A 22,456-nucleotide genomic window follows, 5' to 3' on the forward strand; every position below is an offset into this window, starting at 1 on the left:
CGGGCAGCCCCGGGCCGTGGGGCGAGTCGGCCGGTTCCGGCGGCATCGCACTGGTGCCCGACGGTCCGATCGACGTGGTCGAGCTCGATTCGGCGGTCGCCGGCGAATCCGGCGGTCTCGACTCCGGCGGCGGAGGCGGCGAATCGGGTTGCTGCGCGCGTTTTTCGCGGTCGTCGGCCTCCGACATGGTCCCTCCTCGTGATGACGGGACCGCTGAGCGCCATACCGTCGAGCCCCTCGCCCCTGCTTCAACAGTACGGCGCTGCCACGCTTTTCGTGTGCGATCGATTCGCCTGCACCGGGAATTCGGGACTGCCATCGGTCGTGCCCCGGCCGCGACGGGTGCGGCAGATTCAGGCTCGCAGCGGCCGTCGCCACCTCGGTCCGGACATGTCGCGGAACCGGACCGTCGCCCAGGCTGCGCCGATCCCGCGCCGGCCCATCGCCGCAACCCGGGCGGCCCGCGTTCGTTCGTCACATAGGTGTCGGTACTTCACACAAGTTATGGGTTCAGCAGGCGTCGATAACCTGTGTGCAGTAGTCACAACCTGTGCGAGGTCGACAACGTCAGAGCGACGCCAGCCCGAGCGCACCTGCCGTCAGCACCGACCACGCCAGCAACGCCAATCCGGAATCACGCAGCGCCGGAATCAGTTCGAGGCCACCGCGTCCGCCACGTACCGGGGCGTTGGCGCGGACGGCGAGCGGGATCGCGAGCAGGCCGACGAGGGCGAACGGTGAGCGCGCGACCAGCAGCAGCGTCGCCACGAACGGCACGGCCAGCAGCACCAGGTGCAATGCGCGGGTGCGCGGATCGCCGAGCTTCACGGCGAGGGTGACCTTGCCGGATTCGGTGTCGGTGCGGATATCGCGCAGGTTGTTCGCCACCAGGACCGCGCTGGAGAAGGCGCCGACGGCGACGGCAAGCACCGCACCGACCCAGTCGATGCGTTCGGCCTGAACGAACTGGGTGCCGAGCACGCCGATCAGGCCGAAGAAGACGAAGACGGCGATCTCGCCGAAACCGCTGTAACCGTAGGGCTTGCTGCCGCCGGTGTAGAACCAGGCGCCGGCCAGGCAGGCGGCGCCGATGAGGACGAGCCACCACGCGGTCAGCACTACCAGGATCAGGCCGAAGACGGCGCCGACGCCAAGGCTGACGATGGCCGCGGTGCGGACCGCGGCGGGCGAGGCCAGGCCCGAGCCGACCAGCCGTAGCGGGCCGACGCGTTCGTCATCGGTGCCGCGGATCCCGTCGGAGTAGTCGTTGGCGTAGTTCACGCCGATGATGAGCGCCAGCGAGACGAGCAGCGCGAGAATCGCTTTCCACCACACCAGGCCGTCGATGGACGCGGCGGCTCCGGTGCCGGCGATGACCGGGGCGATAGCGTTCGGCAGAGTGCGGGGCCGGGCGCCCTCGATCCATTGCGCTGCGGTAGCCATGTCCGCAGCCTAATCGGCGTGCTACCGGGACGCGGCTTCGGCGGCCAGCCGCAGCCGGCCGAGACCCTTCTCGAAATCCTTGCCGATCAGGCTGTCCATCGAGATGACCTTGCCCATCAGCGCCATCAGCCCGCGCTGTTCACCGTTCATCCGCCACACCACCTGGGTGCCGCCCCCTTCGGCGGGGGTGAGCGAGAACACGACATTGTTGCTGGCTTTGAACGGTTTCTCGAAGTCGAGCTTGACGCGGATCTCCTGCTCGGTGCTCGAGGTGATCTCCATCGTCCCGCGCCCGGCCTTGCGGTTGCCCTCCCAGGCGTAGCGCGCTCCGACTCCGGCGTCGGGGCCGCTGTACATGCGGCGCAACTCCGGGTCGAGATCTTCCCATGGCGACCACTCGACCCAGTTGTGGAAGTCGTTGATCAACTCGTGCACGCGTGCCGGTTCGGCCGCGATGACGATCTGGCGCACCACCTCGAATTCGGCCATTGGCCCAGCGTAGGCGACCGACCGGTCGGACCGCAGGTAATTCGCTGCGCTTCATGGCCGGACCAGCGCATACGATGACCACGGCATGGTTTCCGAGTTGAACGGTCCGAGCGGCCGAAGACCAGTGGTGACGCCCGCAGAATCGGTGGTGGTCGGACTGCTGGGCGAGGTTTCGCTGCGCCGCGGCGGTGCGCTCACGGCGGTGCCGGGCGTCCGGGCCCGAATGCTGCTCGCCGCACTGGCGGTGACGCCGGGCCGCAGCCGCAGCGCACCGGCGCTGATCGATGAGGTGTGGGGTGAGCAGCCGCCGCGCGCGCCCATGAACGCGCTGCACACGCAGGTGTCCCGGCTGCGCACCGCACTTCCCGACGGTGCCGTGGAGATCGGCCCGGCAGGCTATCGACTGCGGCTCACCGCCGAACAGGTCGATCTCACTGCCGTGTCGATGTTGCTCGAGCAGGCTCGCGAGGCTCGTGCCGGGAACGATCACGCCCGCTGTCTCGGCGTGGTGGCCGAGGCAAGGGCGCTGTGGCGCGGCGAACCGGGAGCCGATCTCACTGCCGGCCCGCTGGCCGACGAACTCGCCGGCGCAGCGGCCGATCTCCGGGCCGAGCTGGACGCGCTGGAACTCAGCGCCCGTGAAGCGATCGGCGACCTGGACGGCGCCATCGCCCTCGCGCGTGAAGCATTCGCGGCGGACCCGCTCAGCGAACCGAACGCCCGCACCCTGATGCGCCTGCTGGCCGCCGCCGGCCACCCCAACGAGGCCCTCGATGTCTTCGCCACCATCCGCGCCACGCTCGCCGACCACCTCGGCACCGATCCCGGTCCGGCGCTGGCCGAGCTGAACACCGCGATCCTGCGTGGCGATTTTCCGCCGGCCGGCGATGACGCCGCTCGATCGATCACCGCGATCGGTCCCGCCGAACGAAACGGGGTCACCGAGCATCCCGAGTCCCTGCGGCCCTCGCAGTGGACGGTGCACCGCCGCGCCGAGCGCGCGCCCGGTGGGCACGCCGAATTGTCGCGCCGAGCCGAGCAATCGAAGTCGCTCGGCCTGCCGGACCGGTACAGCGCGCGGGTGGACGATTCATCGGGATCCGCCGTTCATCGCACGGACGCAGAAGCCGCACGGGTGCCCGCTGCCGAGCCGCATTCCCGTTCCGCGCAGCGTCCGAGCGCGATCGGGGTGCGCGCGGCGCCGAACGCCCTGCTGGGCCGAGCGGACGACCTGACGGCGCTCGAGGACCTGCTGCGCAACTCGCGCGTCGCCACCGTGCTCGGCCCGGGCGGCACGGGTAAGACCAGAATCGCCAATGAACTCGGTGCGCGGATGGCCCGTGAACAGCCGGTCGTGCTGGTCGAACTCGCCTCGGTGCGGGCCGAGGGCGGTGCTGATGCGTGCGGCGAGGTCGAGGCGGCGATCGGGGCGATCCTCGGGCTCGGTGATTTCGCCCGTGACCCGGTGCTGATCCGGGCGGGCATCCGGATCGAACTGCGCGAGCGGCTGCGGGACGCGCTCTCGGAGCGGCCGATGCTGCTCATCCTGGACAACTGCGAACATCTGGTCGACGCCGTGGCCGAAGTGGTGGCCGATCTGGTGGGCAGCTGTGCGCAGCTGACGGTGCTCACCACCAGCCGCGCGCCGCTGGCCATCACCGCCGAGACCGTGTATCCGCTGGCCCCGTTGACGATCGACGCGGCGGGCTCACCGGCCACTGAACTGTTCATCGCCCGCGCCACGGCGGTGCGCCCGACCGCGCGGCTGAACCCCGAGGTGGTGGCGCGGCTGTGCCATCGGCTCGACGGTTTGCCGCTGGCTATCGAGCTGGCCGCGGCGCGGGTCCGCTCGATGAGCGTCGAGGAGATCGACACCAGGCTCGAACACCGCTTCGCTCTATTGCGCAGCGGCGACCGGTCCTCGCCGGAACGCCACCGCACCCTGCACGCGGTGATCGCCTGGAGCTGGAACCTGCTCGACGAGCCGCAGCAGATCGCGTTGCGCCGGCTGTGCCGATTCCCGGCCGGGTTCACGTTGGAGGCGGCGGAGTTCGTGGCCGGTGGCCCGGAGGTCGGCGATGTGGTCGCCGCGGTGGAGGGGCTGGTCGGGCAGTCGTTGCTCACCGTGCTCGAGGACGATCGGCCCGATCCCGATGTGAGCCTGCCGCTGCGGTATCGGATGCTGGAGACCGTTCGCGAGTTCGGCGAGGAGCAACTCGCCGCGTCGCCCTGTGCCGGCCCCACCGAACCGAGTGATCCGCGGGCCGAGGCGGATCTGGTGGCCACCCGAATGTGCGGCTGGGCGCGCGAATTCGCCTTGACCGCCGTCCGCCGCTACCACGACCACGACGACGGCCAGGTGGCGCTGGTGCTCACCGTCGCCGCCGAAATGGACAACCTCACCGCCGTGCTGCGGCTGGCCGACGAGCGCCGCGACGCGCACACCATGTACACCGTCTTCCCGGTGTGCGCGATGCTGTGGGTGATGCGCGGCGCGCATATGGAACTCGTCGGCTGGGTGCACCGGATGCTCGCCATGGACCCGCCGGAGAGCCGGGGCATCGATGCCGATCTGGAAATGCTCGGATACGTCTACAGCGGCCTGCATCTGATGTACATGGAGAGCGAACTGCGCGACGCGGCGACGGTGCGCACCCGCGCGCGGCGGTTGCTGCGTCGTGACGGCGAACTCAGCGAATTGGCCCGGTTCTTAGGCAGATTCATCACCTGCCCGATCGACGGCTGGACCGTCTCGCGCCTGCTCGCGGACGCCACTCGCTCGGCCGACCGGGATACCGCGCTGGCCGCGCTGATCGTGCGCGCCAACTCCTGGGAGAACTCGGGTCAACTGCGTGGCTCGACGCGGGACGCGATGATCGCGGCATCGATGATCTCCGACAACGACGTGTGGTCCGGCGCCATGATCAACCAGCATCTCGGCGGCCTGGCCGGGCAGAACGGGCGCTACGCCGAGTCCGTCGGATATTACGAGCTGGCCGCCGAGCAGTTGCGGCGGCTGGGCGCCTACGAGGAAAGCCTGGAGATGCGCAGTTTCCTGGCCGCCTCGCTCACCGCGTCCGGGCAGACGGTGCGGGCGCGGGCCGAACTGGAGATCGCGCTCGGGCTCACCGACTCCGGCGCCTCCCGGCTGGCCGCCCTCGACGATCCCGGCGTCCGGCGCAATCACCGGCTCTCGACCGTCGCGGCGAGCCTGGCCGAGATCGAGCTGGCGGAGGGCAACAGCGGGCGTGGCCTCGAGCTGTTCCGTCGTGCGCTCGAACTGGTCGGCTGGCCCGGCCGCGAGTTCGTGCCGGGTCCCGGCGTGATGATGTTGTGCAGCGCCACGCTCGACGCGCACACCCTCTACGGGCAGGCCGCCGACATGACGGCGATGACCGCGCAACTGGCCGATATCGCGGTGGAACGGCTCATCCAGTTCTGGGATGTGCCGCAGATCGGCGCGGTGGCCTGCGCGGTGGGATCACAGCGGCTCAGCCTGGATCCGGCCTGCGCGATCGGGCTCGAGCTGCTCGCGCTGGCCCCCGCCGCGAAGGCCAGGCAGGACTACCCGGTGATGGCGCTGGCGCGGCATCGCGAACTGCACCGCGACACCGTCGGCTGCGACCGCATCGATCGGGCGACGGCGGAGGTGGCCGGATTGCGCAGGCTGGTCGCGGCGGATCGGATCATGACCCTGCTGAAGGTGGTCGCACGCGCACCGGGCCCGCTCGCACGATGACGCGCGAACGGGCCCGGTCGGGTAGGGCACGGGCTCAGACCCGCCGCATGTAGGCGCGCACGGTCAGCGGCGCGAAGATCACCATGATCACCGCGGCGCCCACCAGCGACCACACGACATGCGAGCCGACATGACCGTCGTTCATCAGGTCACGGCACGCCCACACCAGATGCGAGATCGGGTTGACGTCGATGAAAGCCTGCAACCAGCCCGGCATGGTCTCCTTCGGCACGAACGCCGGGGAGGCGAAGGTCAGCGGGAACATCACCAGCATCGAATAGCCCTGGACGGCCGAGGCCTTGTTGGCGATGACGCCGAAGAACGCCCAGATCCAGCTGGTCGCGAACGAGCACACGATCACCAGCGCGATACCGGCGATCGCACCGAGCGGATCGGGCCGGAATCCCATGATCAGGCCCATGACCAGGGTCAGCACCGAGGCGATGGCGTAACGGACCATATCGGCGGTCAGCGCACCGGACAGCGCCGAGATGCGGGCGATGGGCAGGGATTTGAAGCGATCGAAGACGCCCTTCTCCATGTCCTCCTTGAGCTGTACGCCGGTGACGATGGAGGTCATGATGACCGTCTGCACCAGGATGCCCGGGATGATGACCGGCAGGTAGCTGCGCACGTCACCGGAGATGGCGCCGCCGAAGATGTAGGTGAACATCAGCGTGAAGATGATCGGCTGGATCACCACATCGAACAGTTGCTCCGGGTTGTGCTTGATCTTCAGCAGACCCCGGTAGGCCATGGTGAGGGTGTTGTCGAAGGTCTGTTTCAGGGTGATGGGGCCGGCGGGCTGCGGGACCGGTGTGGTCCGCGCCGGCGCCGTGAGGGTAGTGGTCATGCCACACTCCGTTCGAGTTCGATGTCGTCGGTGTTGTCCTCGGCCGGATGGCCGGTGATGGTGAGGAAGACCTCGTCCAGGCTCGGCTTGCTGACCGAGATCTCCTCGACGCCGATCTCCCATTCGCGCAGCCGGATCAGCAGATCCGCGGTGACACCGGGATCGGGCAGGGCGGCGGTGAGACGCCCGGCTTCCGGCGAGACGGCGGCATCGGTGCCGAGGAAATCGCCGATGATCCGGCGGGCCTCGGCGATCTGATCGCTGTCGGTCAGGGTCAGGTGCAGCGAGGACTGGCCGACCGAGGATTTGAGTTCGTCGGCGGTGCCATCGGCGATCACCCGGCCCCGGTCGATCACCGCGATCCGGTCGGCCAGCTGATCGGCCTCGTCCAGGTACTGGGTGGTGAGCAGCACCGTCGCGCCCTCGCGGACCAGCCGGCGGATGGTCTCCCACATCTGGGCGCGGGTGCGCGGATCCAGGCCGGTAGTCGGTTCGTCCAGGAACAGCAGCGGCGGGGTGGAGATCAGGCTCGCGGCCAGATCCAGTCGCCTGCGCATACCGCCGGAGAAGTTCTTCAACGCCTTGTCGGCGGCCTCGGTCAGGTCGAATTCGTCGAGCAGGTCCGCGGTCTTGCGGCGCGCTTCGGCGCGGGAGAGCCCGAGCAGCCTGGAGAAGATCATCAGATTCTCCGAGGCGGTCAGATCCTCGTCGACAGAGGCGTACTGCCCGGTGACGCCGATCAGCGAACGCACCGCGTCCGGTTCGGCGAGCACGTCGTGGCCGAAGATGCGGGCGCTGCCGCCGTCGGGGCGCAGCAGGGTCGCGAGCATGCGGATGGTGGTGGTCTTGCCGGCGCCGTTCGGGCCGAGCACCCCGTACACCGCGCCCTGCGGCACGGCCAGACTCACCCCGTCGACGGCGCGCTGGGCGCCGAACATCTTGACCAGGCCGTCGGCCTCGATGGCGAGGGGGCCGGTCGATGCGTAATCAGTCATGCCGACGACTGTGCGCGGGGCTGCTTGCACCGAGCTTGCACCGCGATTGCGTGGGCGCCGCAAGGCCGACGCAAGCGGAGCAAGCACCAGCGACTTGACCTCAACAATTGTTGAGCTTCTACCGTTGCCGGTGACGGTCGAACGCCGTCGAACAACCCTCCGACCAGCGAAGGTATCTGATGAATCCTGAGACCGCAGTGCACGATCTGCGAGTGGCCGCACTCATCGGCAGCGTCCGCGACGGCCGCTTCGGCGCCCGGATCGGCGCGTGGGTGCACGATCGGCTGACCGGCGCGGGCCTCGACGTCGACCTCCTCGATCTGGCCGCGACGACGATCCCGCACTCGATGGGCGCCGACGCTGATTTCGCGTCCCTCACCGAACGCATCGGCCGCGCGGACGCCCTCATCGTGATCACGCCCGAGTACAACCACAGCTATCCGGGGCCGCTCAAGACCGCCATCGACATGCTCGGGCCCGAATTGCGCGCGAAACCGGTCGGATTCGTCTCCTACGGCGGGATGTCCGGCGGCTTGCGTGCGGTCGAGGCGCTGCGTCCGGTGCTCGCGGAACTGCACGCGGTGACCGTCCGGGAGACGGTCAGCCTGCACAATCCGTGGTCATCCCTGGACCCGGCCGACGGATATCCGGACCAGGCGGCCACCGATGCCCTGCACGTGATGGCGCGGCAGCTGCTGTGGTGGGCGGATGCGTTGCGCACGGCCAAGGAGCGCGTGCCCTACCCGGTGTGATCGGCGTACCGGGGGCACGCCGACATCGCGCGGCGCGTATGCACGGGTGGCCGTCGTGCAGCGCGGGCGGAGTGCGGTGGCATCGCTACCGCGCCGACTCCGATATCAGGATCTCCCGCAGTTTGGCGCGGTCCGGTTTGCCCGGCCCGTGCAGCGGCAGCTCGTCCAGCACCGCGAGTTCGCGGGGTGCGGCGATGGGGTCGAGTTCGCGCAGCACGTGGTCGCGCAGGTCGTCGAGGGTGGGGTCGGCGCCGGGGACGGGTACCACCGCCACCGCCACGCGCTGGCCCAGCCGCTCGTCGGGCAGGCCGAGCACCACGACCTCGCTGATCGCCGGATGGGTGACCAGCACGGCCTCCACGACCTGCGGGATGACGAGCAGCCCGCCGGTCATGATGGCTTCGTCGAGGCGGCCGCTGATGCTGAGCACGCCGTTGTCGAAGGTGCCCGCGTCCTCGGTGCGGAACCAGCCGGGTTCGGCGAACGCCGGGTGGTCGGGCAGGCCGCGGTAGCCGGAGGCCAGCATGGCGCCGCCGAGCAGCACCCGGCCGTCCTCGATGCGCACCTCGGCGCCGTCCAGCGGGACGCCGTCGTAGACGCAGCCGCCGCAGGTCTCGCTCATGCCGTAGGTGCGAACCACATTGATCCCCGCGGCTTTCGCGCGCTCGTACACCGGGATCGGTGTGGCTGCACCGCCGACCAGCACGGCGTCGAGCTCGGCCAAGGCGGCGGCGCCGGCGGGGGCGTCGAGTGCCTTGATCAGCTGGGTCGGCACCAGGGAGGTGTAGCGGCGCGGGCCCGGCATGCTCGCGACGGCGCCGGCCAGTGCTTCGGGTAGGAAACCGCCGGAGACGTCGAGCACGGTCGGTTCGGTGCCGGCCAGAATGCTGCGCAGCAGCACCTGGATCCCGGCGATGTGGTGGGTGGGCAGTGCCAGCAGCCAGCTGCCCGGACCGCCGAGCCGGTCGTGGGTGGCATTGCCGCTGGCCCGCAGGGCCGCCGCGCTCAACATCGCGCCCTTGGGCACACCGGTGGTGCCGGAGGTGGTGACCACCAGCGCGACATCGTCTTCGATCGGCTCGCCGGGGGAGAGCGCACTGCTCAACCGGCGGGCCTCACGGCGATCACTGGTCGGAATCGGCAGCCACGCCGGGCCATTGCCCTCGAGGGCCTCGCGCAGGTGCGGCAGCACATCACGCATGCCCGAACCGGTGGGCATCGGCAAGGTTCGCAGGGTACTCATGACTCCACCTCGCTGGCACTCGGCTCCGTCGAGGACGCGGTGGAGGTGCCGAGAGTTCGCTCGCTCACGGCTCCACCTCGTTGCGCTCGCTCACGACAGGGATCGTGTCATGCGCGCGAGTCCGGGTGCGGAACGGGTTGCCGTGCCGGTACGAACCAGCTGCGACCGGCGCGGGAAAATGAGGCTCGGATAGGCCAAACATCGAAACTGCGATTCGTTCGTCGGATGTACGCGGGCTACGGTCACCCGGGCGTCGACGGTCGGGCGGCCATCCGAGCGCTATCGTTCCCCTCCGTTGTCCGGATAGCAACTCGATGGCCTGCCGACAGTCACCGGGCGTGGCCGTGGTCATTCCGGCTTCCTGCGGCTATCGCGACGAATCGGGTGATCGTCGGGCACCTCCACGAGCACGATCGCCACCCCATCGGGATCGCGGACCCACATCTCGATCAGGCCCCACGGCTCCTGCACCGGCGCCCGCTCGATCGACACACCCTTGAGCGTCAGCTCCACCGCGGCGGCCGACACGTCGCGCACCTGCAGCCAGATAGCTCCATCGAAGCTCGACGAGCCGTCCGAACCACCGTGCCCGGCGATCTCGATCAGCGACTGTCCGGCGAAGAACACCGTGCCGCCCGGGTATTCCCTGGCGATGGCCAGCCCCAGATCGTCGCGGTAGAACGTGAGCGTCCGGTCGTAATCGGCCGGTCGCAGCAGAATTCGACTACTCAGGATGTCCATCGGTCTCCCTCGTGGTGTGGGTCCTCGCCCGGCGGTGGTGACCGGTCAGAAGTACCAGGGGTAGGGGCTCCAGTCGGGTGCGCGCTTCTCCAGGAAGGCGTCGCGGCCCTCGACGGCCTCATCGGTCATGTACGCCATCCGGGTCGCCTCACCGGCGAACAGCTGCTGGCCGACCAGGCCGTCGTCGGCCAGATTGAACGCGTATTTGAGCATGCGCTGGGCCTGCGGGGATTTGCCGTTGATGTCGGCGGTCCACTCCAGCGCGACGTCCTCGAGTTCGGCATGGTCGACGACCTTGTTCACCGCGCCCATCTGGTGCATTTCCTCGGCGGTGTAGGGCCTGCCGAGGAAGAAGATCTCGCGGGCGAACTTCTGCCCGACCATCTTCGCCAGGTAGGCGCTGCCGTAGCCGCCGTCGAAGCTGCCCACATCGGCGTCGGTCTGCTTGAACCGGGCGTGTTCGCGGCTGGCCAGGGTGAGATCGCAGACCACGTGCAGGCTGTGCCCGCCACCGGCGGCCCAGCCGTTGACCAGTGCGATCACCACTTTGGGCATGAACCGGATGAGCCGCTGCACCTCGAGGATGTGCAGCCGGCCCGCCCTGGCCTGATCCACCGTGTCGGCGGTCTCGCCGCTGGCGTACTGGTAACCGCTGCGTCCGCGGATGCGCTGATCGCCGCCGGAGCAGAAGGCCCAGCCGCCGTCCTTTGGGCTCGGTCCGTTGCCGGTGAGCAGCACCGCGCCGACGTCGGAGGTCATCCGCGCGTGGTCGAGCACGCGGTAGAGCTCGTCGACGGTATGTGGGCGGAAGGCGTTGCGGACCTCGGGCCGATCGAAGGCGACCCGGACGGTGCCCTGCTCGATATGCCGGTGGTAGGTGATGTCGGTCAGGTTCTCGAACCCGGGTACGGGCCGCCACAGCGTCGGATTGAACGTCACGTCAGTGATTATGGCCCCGCGGGTGGGCGGTTCCGGCGCAGGTGTGAGCCGCTCGACTCCCGGTCGGCGGGAGGCATCGACTTGACGGTGTAAAAAATCGCGTTAGCGTGCAGGTATGAGTGAGCGAGTAGAACCCGTTATCGACGACAGCATGGTCGATGAGTCTCGGTACGAGCGGCACGGTGGGTTTCCCAAGATCACCCCGGCGCGCGTTGGGCCGGATTTCGGCCCGTTCGTCGAGGCCATGCGCACGTTGCAGGATCTGACCGTCTCCATCGACGCGCCCGACGACGTGCTCACCGACGCCCTCGCCCAGGCCAACCGCTTGATCGAACTGCTCGAGCCCTATCGCGCACCCGAATTGCAGGGCCCGGCCGGCCGCGCGGTCGAACTCCCCGGCCGCGGCAGTCTGCTGCTGCTCCCGTGGCGCACCGTGGAGGCCGGGCCGGACGGCATCGTGATGAAGGGCGTGTTCCGCCGCTTCCATCTCGGCGGCAATTCCGCCGCGCACGGCGGGGTGCTGCCGCTGCTGTTCGACGACCTGCTCGGCATGATCGTGCACTACGCGGGCCGCCCGATCAGCCGCACCGCCTACCTGCATGTGAACTACCGCAAGGTGACTCCGCTGGAGACCCCGCTGACGGTGCGCGGGCGAGTCGAACGAATCGAGGGTCGCAAAACTTTCATCAGCGCCGAATTGGTCGATGAGCAGGGCACAGTGCTCGCCGATTGTGAAGGGCTGATGGTGCAGTTGCTGCCGTGGCAGCCATAGCCCACGCAAGCCCGAAAGCGATGCGTATAGTTGCGGCTGCTCGTCCATCGAAATAACGATCCGGAGGACCCTGAAAGTGGTTGCAGCACTGTCTGAATCCCTGCTCGACGAGGCCAAGCGCCCGGCCTTCCTCGCTGACGCCGTCCAGGTGCTCGATGCCGAGGTCTCGGACAAGGGTGGTGCGTCCGGCCTGGCTGTGAAGGGTGGATACGCGGCGGTCAAGAAGATCAGCCCGTCCATCGTGCCCGACGCGCTGGAGTCGCTGGCGCCCAAGCTGCTCGCGCAGCTGGAGCCCTACTGGCAGGAGTACACCGCTGCCGGTTCGGGTAGCTTCGCCGACCTGCTCGTGGCCAAGTCGGACGAGGTCGCCGAGGCGTTGCTCGCCGTGACCGACGAGCGGGCCGAAGCCTCCACCCGGCCCGCCATCAAGAAGGTCTACAACTCGATGCGTTCCTCGGCCAAGAAGAACGTCATCGAGGCGCTGCCGCGCGTCGGCGATCTGGTGCAGCGGCACGCGGGCTGACATCCCCTGGCGGTACCGCTGCGGATTCTCGCGGCGGTACCGCTTTCGTATGGGCCCCGGCTGTCCGGCCGGGGCGCCCGGCGAATTTCGCGGCCCGGCGGCGTGATTCAGCTCGGCGCGGCCTTGCCGAAGCGCCAATAGCCGGTGAAGGTGACGTCCGCCTTGGGGATTGCGCGTTCGTTCACCAGATGCCGCCGCACCCCCGAAGCCAGCGCCTGCTCCCCGGCGATGAATCCGTACACGCCGGTGCCGGGCAGATCGGCGGTGCGGACCGTGGCCGCCGCCAATTCGCCGATCTTGGCCGAGGCGTCGGTGCGTGGCAGCCAATGCACCTGGACGCCTTCGGGTTCGCCGAGGTCGTGGACGTCATCGGTATGGGGGATCTCGATATAGGCCGCGCCGCGCAGGTCGCGCGGGGCCGACCGCAGGATGCCGGCGAGCGCGGGCAGGGCGCTCTCATCGCCCACCAGCAGCGACCAATTCGTATGCTCCGGCGCCTGATACATCACGCCTTCGTCGAACAGGCCGACCATGGTGCCCGCGCTGACATTGTTCGCCCAGGCCGAGGCCGGGCTGTCGTCGCCGTGTGAGACGAAATCGATGTCGATCTCGGCATGTTCGCCGAACCGGCCATCGCCCGCGGGACGGAAATCGCGCACGGTGTAGTTGCGCACCAGCGGCCGCGTCTCCTTGCTCATCATCAGGTACTGCGCGTACCAGAGGTTGTTGGCCGCGGTGGGCAGCCTCAGCTCGCTCTGCTGCGGGCGGCGCAGGAACAGCCGGAACCACTGGTCGTAGCCCATCGGCGTGAAGTCGGCGAGATCCGCCCCGCCGACGGTGACGCGGACGAAATGCGGGCTGATCCGCTTGCTCGCGACCACCTCGGCGGTGCAGATCCGCCGGTCTTCCGGCTTGACGTACTTGGTGCGCTTGGCCATATCACTTAGGTTAGCAAACCCTAAGAAACGCTGGCTGTGAGCAGGCTGACGCGTCGGGACGGCGCACCGTCTGAGAGTCTGGAGAGGTGAACCCGTCAACAGCACAGGCCCAGGTCGTCGTCGACGAGCTGGCGCGCGGGGGCGTGCGAGATGTCGTGCTGTGCCCCGGCTCGCGCAATGCGCCGCTGGCCTTCGCGTTGCAGGCCGCCGACGCCGCCGGACGGCTGCGGCTGCACATGCGCATCGACGAACGCACCGCCGGGTTTCTCGCCATCGGTCTCGCCATCGCCTCCGGCTGCCCGGTGCCCGTCGTGATGACTTCCGGCACCGCCGTGGCCAACCTCGGGCCTGCCGTGCTGGAGGCCAACTACGCGCGGGTTCCGCTCATCGTGCTCAGTGCCAACCGGCCCTACGAGATGCTCGGCACCGGCGCCAACCAGACCATCGAGCAGCTCGGCCTGTTCGGCAGCCAGGTGCGCGCCACCATCAGCCTCGGCCTGGCCGAAACCGACGACGCCGGCGGCTACGACCAGCACAACAGTGTGTGGCGCTCGGCGGTCTGCCGGGTGCTCGCCGCCGCGCGCGGCACCCGTTCCGGCAATGCCGGGCCGGTGCATTTCGACATCCCGCTACGCGAACCGCTGGTCCCCGACCTCGCGCCCGGCGAGGCGTTGCCGCAGGGCCGCGCCGACGGCAGCGCCTGGACCGCGACCCGCTACGCGACCCTCGATGTGCCGCTCGATATCGACCTGACCCCCGATACCGTTGTCATCTCCGGCCATGGCGCCGGCCTGCGCCCGGAACTGTCGCAGCTGCCGACGGTCGCCGAGCCGACCGCCCCGATGCACGGTCCGGCCCTGCATCCGCTGGCGCTGCCGTTGCTGAAGCCGAAGCAGGCGATCATCACCGGGCGGCCGACGCTGCATCGTCAGGTGTCGAAGGTGCTGGCCGATCCCGAGGTAACGGTCTACGCGCTGACGACCGGCCCGCGCTGGCCCGATGTCTCCGGCAATGTGGTCGGCACCGGGACCCGCGCCGTCACCACCGGGCAGCCGCGTCCGGAATGGCTGGCGCACTGCCGCGATCTGAACGCCAAGGCCGGTCAGGTCGTGCGCGAGGAACTGGCCGGGCATCCCAAGCCGACCGGTCTGCACGTGGCCGCGGTGGTGATGGACGCGCTGCGCGAGGGCGATCAGCTGCTGCTCGGCGCCTCCAACCCGGTGCGTGACGCCGCGTTGGTGTCGGCGCCCCGCCCCGGCGTGCGGGTGCTGTCCAACCGGGGTGTGGCGGGCATCGACGGCACCGTCTCCACCGCCGTCGGCGCGGCGCTGCACCACGCCGGCCGCACCATCGCGCTGATCGGTGACCTCACCTTCTTGCACGACGCGTCCGGGCTGCTGATCGGGCGCGGCGAGCCACGGCCCGCCGACCTGACCATCGTGGTCGCCAACGACGACGGCGGCGGCATCTTCGAACTGCTCGAACAGGGCGACCCGCAGTACGCGGGCGTGTTCGAGCGAGTGTTCGGCACCCCGCACGGCATGGATCTGGCCGCCCTGTGCGCGGCCTACCGCATTCCGCACCAGCAGGTCACACCGGAAAAGCTGGCCGTGGAGCTGGCCGGGAACGCGCACGGTATCCGGGTGCTGGAAGTGGTGACCGAACGGTCGAGCCTGCGCGAACTGCACGCCACCGTGCGGGCGAAGATCCAGGGCTAGCACGCGGGCGCCGCCGCCCGAAGGCTCGGGCGACGGCGTGCACGGGCCCGGTCAGGCGGGCGCTTCGGTCTCCTCGTCTTCGTATTCGTCGTCCATCGGCACCGGAATCGACTGCTCCACCACGTCGGCCGGGTTGGCTTCCCAGTTGTCCCTGGTGCGGAGCTCGGCGGTGTCGAGGCCGGTGTCCTCGTCCTCTGGCGCGATCTCGACCGACTGTTCCGCCAGGTCGGCGGGGTCGGCGGCCGGGACCGGGTCGGGGGTGTTCGGGGTCATCGTGGGCTCCTCTCCGCGTAAGCCCCGCGCGGTGCCGCGACGGGGCGGACAACAGTCCAACGCTGTCGAGCATGCTCCGGTCGGCCCGATCCGGCAACCATCGGCGGGTTGTTTCGCGGCGGCGATGAATTCCGGCGGGTGGACTCGTCTCAACGAGTGGACGCCCACCCGCTCGCTCCAGGAGACACGATGACACCGGAATTCGATTTCGCCCCCGCCGCCACCACCCTCGCTTCTGTCGTCGCCGACATCACCGACGAACAGCTCGACGCACCCACCCCGTGCGCCGACACCACGGTGCGCGATCTGCTCGCGCATGTGGTCGATCTGACCGAAGCGTTCCGGCAGGCCGCCACCAAGGAGGCCGTCGGCGGATCGGTCGCGCCGACGACTGGGCCGGAGAATCCGCTGGTACCGGATTGGCGCACCCGGATTCCGCGTCAGCTGGACGCGCTGGTCGCCGCGTGGCGGGTGGACTCGGCGTGGGACGGTGACACCGAAGCGGGCGGGGTGAGCATGCCCGCCGCGATCATGGCCCGGGTGGCGTTGGACGAACTGGTGATCCACGCCTGGGATCTGGCCCGCGCCACCGGCCGGGAGGTCTCGGTCGCCGACGCGGATCTCGATGTGCTGCTGGAGTTCTTGGCCGACACACCGGCGGAGGGGACCCCGGGCTTGTTCGGTCCGGTGGTTCCGGTTTCGGACGATGCACCGAAGGTCGACCGCTTGCTCGCGCTCACCGGGCGCGCGGCGGACTGGACGGCGGCCGGGTCGCCCGTCTGATTCGGCGCACCTCGGCGGGTGCTGCGGGGCGGAGTTCGCCGGTCTGATGTCGGTCGCCGGGGCTTCATGTGCCGTCGCGCGGACAATGTGCCGGTCTTCGCAAGGTGACCCGCGCGTAGGCGGGGATGATCCGAGTAGCGTCGGCATGACCTGGCCGACGTACCGGACCCGGCCGCTGTATCGCACTGACCGCGACGTGTACCGGTGCTCGTCGGGCCGGAAGTGGCGATCCATTCGGCTAGTAAGCTGGCCGGGACATGCTGGCCCTACTTCTCGCACTCGCCGGGTTCGCATTCATCGATTCCCTTGACCTGCTGCTCGTCGGCGTCACCACGGCCATCGTGTTCGACAGCAAGCTGGGCCGCAGGTCGCCGGTTCCGGGTGGATTGAGTTTCATCGCGGGCGTTTTCGCGGTCACCACCACGTTCGGGCTGCTGGCCGTGCTCGGCATCAATTTCCTGACCGGCCTGTTCGACTTCCGGCTGACGCCGACCGTGCGGGCCTGGGGTGAGCTGGTGATCGGCCTCGCGCTCATCGCCGTCGCCTGCCTGCCCGCGGGTGCTCGCGCGCAGCCGCCCGCCTGGGCGACGGCGTTCCGGCGCAAACCGTGGCTGCTCGGCATCGTCGGCGTCGCCATCGGCCTCGCGCAGGCGCCGACCGCCATCCCGTATCTGGCCGGGCTGGCGATGATCTCGGCCCGCGATCCGCTGCCGGCTCTGTGGCCGGTGATCGTGGTGGCCTACTGCGCGCTCGCGCTGCTGCCGCCGCTGCTCGTGCTGGTGTTGGCGACCCGCCGCTCGCCGGGCGCGCAGCGGATCTATCGGACAGTGGTTCGGGTGCTGACGAAATACGGCCCGATCTCGGTCCGCGTCATCTTCGTCCTGCTCGGCCTTGCGCTGCTGGTCGATGCCGGTGTGCACTACCGGCATCTGTGGTGAGCCGCAGGGGTAATCGAGGCAACACCGGTGCGCGCATCGATCCCCGAGTGCGGGCGGTTAATGTCGGTGGCGTGGCGAAAACACACTCGGTCCGGGCCTCGCTGGACAAGCAGCCCCATGAGGTCGCGGCGATGTTCGACGAGGTCGCGCAGCGGTACGACTCCACCAATATCCTCATCTCCGGTGGTCAGGACTGGTACTGGCGGCGCGAGACGCGCAGGGCGATCGCGCCGCGGCCCGGCGAGCGGGTGCTCGACCTCGCCGCGGGCACCGGGGTGTCCACCGCGGAGTTCGCCAAGTCCGGTGCCTGGTGTGTGGCGGCCGACTTCTCCCAGGGCATGCTGAAGGCGGGCCGGTTCCGCAATGTGCCCATGGTCGCGGGCGATGCGATGGCGCTGCCGTTCGCCGACAATTCCTTCGATGCCGTCACCATCTCCTATGGCCTGCGCAATGTGGCCGATCCGGATCTGGCGCTGCGGGAAATGCTGCGGGTGACCAAACCCGGCGGACGACTCGTGGTGTGCGAGTTCTCCACGCCGACGGTGCCCGGCTTCCGTTCGGTCTACTGGCTGTACCTGACCAAGATCATGCCGATGATCGCCAAGGCTGCCAGCAGCAATCCCGAGGCCTACGCCTACCTCTCCGAGTCCATTCCGGACTGGTCGAATCAGCGTCAGCTCGCGCTGCGGATCGCCGACGCGGGCTGGTCGGGGGTGAAATGGCGCAACCTGAGCTTGGGCGCCGTCGCGCTGCACCGGGCCTACAAGCTGGGGTGATATACCTCGCACCCCGGTGAACGCCCAGCTCACAGCGGTGCATACGCCTCGGTGAGCGGAAACGTCATCTGCCGATAACATCGGGCAAACCAGCTGAAACCGAGCGCCGCAATGATCGGTGGCATGTCCGATGCGGCGACCGACCGGCAGCCGGGCACGACCAGGACGGCGTGCTCGTACTGCGGTGTGGGCTGCGGCATCACCGTCGACACCGCCCGCGACGCGACCGGCGCCACCGTCATCGCCAAGGTCAGCGGCGACAAACGGCATCCGTCGAACGCGGGCAGGCTGTGCACCAAGGGCGCCACCCACGCCGAGCTCATGCGCACCGACGGCCGCATGCGCACCGCCTACCGCCGCGACGGCCGTGACGAGGCGCCGACGCCGATCGACGTCGACGCCGCCGTCACCGAGGCCGCCAACCGGCTGCGCGCCATCCTCGACGAACACGGCCCCGACGCCATCGCCCTGTATGTCTCCGGGCAGATGTCGCTGGAAGCGCAGTATCTCGCCACCAAACTCGCCAAGGGATATCTGCGCACGGTGCATATCGAGGCCAACTCCCGGCTGTGCATGGCCAGTGCGGGCACCGGATACAAACAATCGCTCGGCGCGGACGGGCCGCCCGGCTCCTACGACGACATCGATCACGCCGACCTGTTCTTCGTCATCGGCGCGAACATGGCCGATTGCCATCCCATCCTGTTCCTGCGGATGGCCGACCGGTTGAAGGCGGGCGCCAAGCTGATCGTGGTGGATCCGCGGCGCACCGATACCGCCGCCCGCGCCGATCTGTTCTTGCAGATCGCGCCCGGCACCGATCTGGCCCTGCTGAACGGCTTGCTGCACCTGCTGGTCGAGGCGGGCGATATCGACGCCGAATTCATCGCCGAGCACACCGAGGGCTGGGCGGCGATGCCGGAATTCCTCGCCGGCTACACCCCCGACCGGGTTGCCGAGATCACCGGCCTTGCCGTCGAGGATCTGCGCACCGCGGCCCGCTGGATCGGCGAAGCCGGCGAGTGGATGAGCCTGTGGACGATGGGCCTCAACCAGTCCACGCACGGCACCTGGAACACCAACGCCCTGATCAACCTGCATCTGGCCACCGGAGCGATCTGCCGCCCCGGCAGCGGCCCGTTCTCGCTGACCGGCCAGCCCAACGCCATGGGCGGGCGGGAAATGGGATATATGGGTCCCGGGCTGCCCGGCCAGCGCAGCGTGCTCAACCCCGCCGACCGCACTTTCGTGGAGACGGCGTGGGGCCTGGACCCCGGCACCATACGCGCGGAAACCGGGCCCGGGACCATCGACATGTTCCGCGGACTGTCCGCGGGCACCATCAAGGCGGCCTGGATCATCTGCACCAATCCGGTGGCGACGGTGGCCAATCGGAAGACCGTCATCGCGGGCCTGGAAGCGGCCGAGCTGGTGATCGCCCAGGATGCCTACCTCGACACCGCCACCAACGCCTACGCCGATCTGCTGCTGCCCGCAACGCTGTGGGCGGAGGCCGACGCGGTGATGGTCAACTCCGAACGCAACGTCACGCTGTTGCAGAGCTCGGTGCAGCCGGCGGGCGATGCGCGCCCGGATTGGCAGCTGATCGCCCAGATGGCGACCGCCATGGGTTTCGACGGCTTCGATTTCGCCTCCAGCGCGGAGGTTTTCGACGAGATTCGGCGGTTCGCGAACCCGGCGACCGGCTATGACCTGCGCGGGATGAGCTATGAGCGGTTGCGGGAAGGGCCAATGCAGTGGCCGTGCCCCGAACCCGAGCGGCGTCGCAATCCGATCCGCTACGTCAACGATGGCGTGAGCCAAACGGGGTTCGTCGACGCCGGCGGACATCGCCCGCGGCTGGCGTTCCCCACCGCGAGCCGTCGCGCGGTGTTCTGGCCGCGCCCGCATCTGCTGCCCGAGGAGATGCCCGATGACGACTACCCGTTCCTGCTCAATACCGGCCGCCTGCAACATCAGTGGCATTCGATGACCAAGACCGGCCGCATCGACAAGCTCAACAAACTCAACGGCGAACCGTTCGTCGAAATCCACCCCGACGACGCCCGCGCCCTCGAGCTGGCCCCCGGCGATCAAGTCGAGATCACCTCGCGCCGCGGCCGGGCCGTGCTGCCCGCCCGGATCAGCGACCGGGTGCGCCAGGGCGATTGCTTCGCGCCCTTCCACTGGAATGACGAACAGGGGGAGTACCTGACCATCAACGCCGTCACCAACGATGCCGTGGACGCGGATTCGCTGCAACCGGAGTTCAAGGCCTGCGCGGTCGCGTTGCGACGCGTTGCTCCGGTGGCTCGTCCGGTCCAACAGACGCCTATCGCGCAACCGCAGACCGGAACCCATCCGCTGGCGGCGATGCTCGGCCTGGACGCGACCGCCACGCCGACGCTGAGCGAGACCGAGCGGATCTACCTCGGCGGCTATCTGGCCGCGCTGCACTCGCTGCCGGTCACCGGCCAGCCGGTGCTGCCCGCATCGGCGCCGTTGTCGCCACAGAGCAGGCTGTGGGTGGACGGACTGCTGGCGGGCATGTATTCCCGTGGGGGAGCCGATATCACGGCCGTCTCCGAGCCCGCCGACGAACAGCGCGTAGTGACCGTGCTGTGGGCATCGCAGACCGGCAATGCCGAGGAGTTCGCCGCGACGGCCGCGCAACGCCTCACCGAATCAGGGCTAAGTCCACGGCTGCTCGAGATGGATTCCTGTGAGCTCGGCGCTCTCACCGGTGACGTGCTGGTGATCAGCAGCACCTTCGGCGATGGCGGCCCGCCCGATAACGGCAGCGACTTCTGGCAGCGGCTCGACGACAGCGCCACCCGGTTCACCGGCATGCGCTACGCCGTCTTCGCGCTGGGTGATTCCTCCTACGATGATTTCTGCGGGCACGGCCGCACACTGGATGAGAAGTTCGCCGAACGCGGTGCGACCAGGCTGCTTCCGCGCGTCGACTGCGAACCCGATTTCACCGAACCCGGACAGGCCTGGCTGGACGAGGTCATCGCGGTGCTCACCGGAAGCGGCGGCCAGGTTTCCGGGCCTGCCCCCGATTCGATCGGTTTCCCGCCGCCCGGCGGGTCCGCCGGCACCGCCACGGCTGTGCTCGACCGCACCATGACGGCGCCCGCCCCGCAGCCGGTGCGTCGTGCCCCGGCGCCGTTCAGCCGCAACGCCCCGCTGCGCGCGCCGCTGGTCCGCAACGAGGTGCTGTCCAGTGCCGATTCCTCGAAGGAGGTGCGCAGGTTCGGATTCGATCTGCGCGGACTCGACGCGAGCTACGAGGTCGGGGATTCGCTCGGAGTCTGGCCGACCAACTGTCCGTCGCTGGTGCGGGAATGGCTGGACGCGACCGGGCTGGACGGGCAGCGCACCGTCGAGGTGGACGCCACCGAGATGCCGCTGGCCGAGGCGCTGCGCACCCGCTACGACATCACCAAGATCTCCCACGATCTGCTGGAATTCGTCGCCGACCGCAACCCGGATCAGCGCCTGGCCAAGCTGCTGCGCCGGGACAACCGCAACGAGTTGGCCGGCTATCTGTGGGATCGGCAAGCCGTGGATGTGCTGCGCGATTTCCCGGTGCGCGCCGACCTGGTCGAATGGCTGGGCGCGCTGAAAAAGTTGCAGCCACGCCAGTATTCGATTTCGTCGAGCCCGCTGGTGAGCCCGGATCAGGTGGAGCTGACGGTCGGCGTGGTGCGCTACGGCGATCCGGCCGCCGCGGGTTCGGTGGCCCGGCGCGGCGGGGTCTGCTCGACCTTCCTCGCCGACCGCGCCGACACCACCGAGGTGCCGATCTTCCTGCAACGCGCCCCGCATTTCCGTCCGCCGCTGGACCCGAGCGTGCCGATGATCATGGTCGGCCCCGGCACCGGTATCGCGCCGTTCCGCGGCTTCTTGCACGAGCGCCGCGCCCTCGGCGCCACCGGCCGCAACTGGCTGTTCTTCGGCGATCAGCACGCCGCGCAGAACTTCTACTACCGCACCGAACTCGAGGACATGTTCCGGTCCGGGCACCTGTCCCGCCTCGACCTCGCCTTCTCCCGTGACCAGCGGGAACGGATCTACGTGCAGCACCGCATGATCGAGCACGGCGCCGAACTGTGGTCCTGGCTGCGCGACGGTGCCCACCTCTACGTCTGCGGTGACGCCGCCCGCATGGCCAAGGACGTCGACGACACCCTGCTCACGCTCGCCCAGATCCACGGCAAGCTCGACGAAGACGGGGCGCTGGCATTCAAGAAGCAGCTCGTCGCGGAGAAGCGGTACGTGCGCGACGTGTACTGAGCGGCCGAGCAGCACGTGAGCCGGGAACTCGAAGTACGCCCGGTCGACGTGCCGCTCGGTCGACGCGCTGCTGCTTCCGGCGGCGGCGGAGGCCTGTGCGGGTCATCCCCGCCGATCACTGAGGTCGTCGCGCCCGCGCGGGGACAGTTCGGCCTCCGGCGACGGCCGGCTGCTCAGCGCTGGTGACGCATAGTTCCATCCCGGTGTTGTCAACAACCATCCGCACCACTGCGTTATCG

Annotated in this window: 18 protein-coding genes; 9 read left to right on the forward strand and 9 right to left on the reverse strand. The window is 69.1% G+C overall.

The annotated features are described in order from the left end of the window. Positions 1 to 567 precede the first annotated feature (567 nt). The gene (locus AC4HOU_RS10870) at positions 568 to 1,443 is read right to left on the reverse strand and encodes a 1,4-dihydroxy-2-naphthoate polyprenyltransferase (protein ID WP_194990997.1); all 876 of its coding nucleotides are present in this window, start codon (positions 1,441 to 1,443) and stop codon (positions 568 to 570) included. Positions 1,444 to 1,464: 21 nt separating this feature from the next. Further along, positions 1,465 to 1,932: an SRPBCC family protein gene (locus AC4HOU_RS10875; RefSeq protein WP_163810158.1), complete on the reverse strand. Its 468-nt coding sequence runs from the start codon at positions 1,930 to 1,932 to the stop codon at positions 1,465 to 1,467. Between the two features lie 85 nt (positions 1,933 to 2,017). On the opposite strand from AC4HOU_RS10875, the gene AC4HOU_RS10880 reads away from it, so the two are divergent. Further along, positions 2,018 to 5,671: an AfsR/SARP family transcriptional regulator gene (locus AC4HOU_RS10880; protein ID WP_195020105.1), complete on the forward strand. Its 3,654-nt coding sequence runs from the start codon at positions 2,018 to 2,020 to the stop codon at positions 5,669 to 5,671. A gap of 34 nt (positions 5,672 to 5,705) precedes the next feature. On the opposite strand, the gene AC4HOU_RS10885 is transcribed toward AC4HOU_RS10880, so the two are convergent. Both AC4HOU_RS10885 and AC4HOU_RS10890 read right to left on the reverse strand, forming a co-directional pair. Next, entirely contained in the window at positions 5,706 to 6,524 is an 819-nt protein-coding gene (locus tag AC4HOU_RS10885; protein WP_163810153.1) for an ABC transporter permease, read from the reverse strand. Then, a complete protein-coding gene (locus AC4HOU_RS10890) occupies positions 6,521 to 7,519 on the reverse strand; it encodes an ATP-binding cassette domain-containing protein (protein WP_194990425.1) in 999 nt (332 codons plus the stop codon). The genes AC4HOU_RS10885 and AC4HOU_RS10890 overlap by 4 nt, the downstream gene beginning before the upstream one ends. 179 nt (positions 7,520 to 7,698) lie before the next feature. Between AC4HOU_RS10890 and AC4HOU_RS10895 the strand changes: the two genes are divergently transcribed. After that, a complete protein-coding gene (locus tag AC4HOU_RS10895) occupies positions 7,699 to 8,271 on the forward strand; it encodes an NADPH-dependent FMN reductase (RefSeq protein ID WP_194990426.1) in 573 nt (190 codons plus the stop codon). Between the two features lie 85 nt (positions 8,272 to 8,356). Here AC4HOU_RS10895 and menE read toward each other — a convergent pair whose 3' ends face one another. The 3 genes from menE to AC4HOU_RS10910 all read right to left on the reverse strand — a co-directional run bounded on the left by menE (position 8,357) and on the right by AC4HOU_RS10910 (position 11,194). Beyond that, entirely contained in the window at positions 8,357 to 9,514 is a 1,158-nt protein-coding gene (gene menE / locus AC4HOU_RS10900) for an o-succinylbenzoate--CoA ligase (protein ID WP_163810149.1), read from the reverse strand. Between the two features lie 348 nt (positions 9,515 to 9,862). Beyond that, positions 9,863 to 10,255, reverse strand: coding sequence for a VOC family protein (locus tag AC4HOU_RS10905; protein ID WP_195020103.1), 393 nt, complete (start codon positions 10,253 to 10,255; stop codon positions 9,863 to 9,865). A gap of 45 nt (positions 10,256 to 10,300) precedes the next feature. Beyond that, positions 10,301 to 11,194: a 1,4-dihydroxy-2-naphthoyl-CoA synthase gene (locus AC4HOU_RS10910; protein WP_163810145.1), complete on the reverse strand. Its 894-nt coding sequence runs from the start codon at positions 11,192 to 11,194 to the stop codon at positions 10,301 to 10,303. Between the two features lie 115 nt (positions 11,195 to 11,309). On the opposite strand from AC4HOU_RS10910, the gene AC4HOU_RS10915 reads away from it, so the two are divergent. Beyond that, positions 11,310 to 11,966: a PaaI family thioesterase gene (locus tag AC4HOU_RS10915; RefSeq protein ID WP_490724449.1), complete on the forward strand. Its 657-nt coding sequence runs from the start codon at positions 11,310 to 11,312 to the stop codon at positions 11,964 to 11,966. A 76-nt stretch (positions 11,967 to 12,042) separates the two neighbouring features. Then, on the forward strand, positions 12,043 to 12,489 hold the full coding sequence (locus AC4HOU_RS10920; protein WP_036540534.1) for a DUF6918 family protein: 447 nt from the start codon (positions 12,043 to 12,045) through the stop codon (positions 12,487 to 12,489). 107 nt (positions 12,490 to 12,596) lie between these two features. Here AC4HOU_RS10920 and AC4HOU_RS10925 read toward each other — a convergent pair whose 3' ends face one another. After that, positions 12,597 to 13,427, reverse strand: coding sequence for a siderophore-interacting protein (locus tag AC4HOU_RS10925; RefSeq protein ID WP_490724450.1), 831 nt, complete (start codon positions 13,425 to 13,427; stop codon positions 12,597 to 12,599). Between the two features lie 86 nt (positions 13,428 to 13,513). On the opposite strand from AC4HOU_RS10925, the gene menD reads away from it, so the two are divergent. Further along, positions 13,514 to 15,145, forward strand: coding sequence for a 2-succinyl-5-enolpyruvyl-6-hydroxy-3-cyclohexene-1-carboxylic-acid synthase (menD, locus tag AC4HOU_RS10930; RefSeq protein WP_280212797.1), 1,632 nt, complete (start codon positions 13,514 to 13,516; stop codon positions 15,143 to 15,145). Positions 15,146 to 15,196: 51 nt separating this feature from the next. Here menD and AC4HOU_RS10935 read toward each other — a convergent pair whose 3' ends face one another. Beyond that, positions 15,197 to 15,418, reverse strand: a complete 222-nt coding sequence (locus AC4HOU_RS10935; protein WP_051016825.1) for an Rv3202a family protein — start codon at positions 15,416 to 15,418, stop codon at positions 15,197 to 15,199. Between the two features lie 189 nt (positions 15,419 to 15,607). Here AC4HOU_RS10935 and AC4HOU_RS10940 point away from each other — a divergent pair, with 189 nt between their 5' ends. The 4 genes from AC4HOU_RS10940 to AC4HOU_RS10955 all read left to right on the forward strand — a co-directional run bounded on the left by AC4HOU_RS10940 (position 15,608) and on the right by AC4HOU_RS10955 (position 22,217). Next, on the forward strand, positions 15,608 to 16,201 hold the full coding sequence (locus tag AC4HOU_RS10940; protein ID WP_163810136.1) for a TIGR03086 family metal-binding protein: 594 nt from the start codon (positions 15,608 to 15,610) through the stop codon (positions 16,199 to 16,201). Positions 16,202 to 16,458: 257 nt separating this feature from the next. Continuing rightward, positions 16,459 to 17,139, forward strand: a complete 681-nt coding sequence (locus tag AC4HOU_RS10945) for a GAP family protein (RefSeq protein ID WP_194990434.1) — start codon at positions 16,459 to 16,461, stop codon at positions 17,137 to 17,139. 71 nt (positions 17,140 to 17,210) lie between these two features. Then, positions 17,211 to 17,915 (forward strand): demethylmenaquinone methyltransferase, encoded by a 705-nt coding sequence (locus AC4HOU_RS10950; RefSeq protein ID WP_163810132.1) that lies wholly within the window; start codon positions 17,211 to 17,213, stop codon positions 17,913 to 17,915. 123 nt (positions 17,916 to 18,038) lie between these two features. Further along, the gene (locus tag AC4HOU_RS10955; RefSeq protein ID WP_490724451.1) at positions 18,039 to 22,217 is read left to right on the forward strand and encodes a bifunctional nitrate reductase/sulfite reductase flavoprotein subunit alpha; all 4,179 of its coding nucleotides are present in this window, start codon (positions 18,039 to 18,041) and stop codon (positions 22,215 to 22,217) included. Positions 22,218 to 22,456: the final 239 nt, after the last annotated feature.

The organism is Nocardia sp. JCM 38205 (assembly GCF_058222935.1).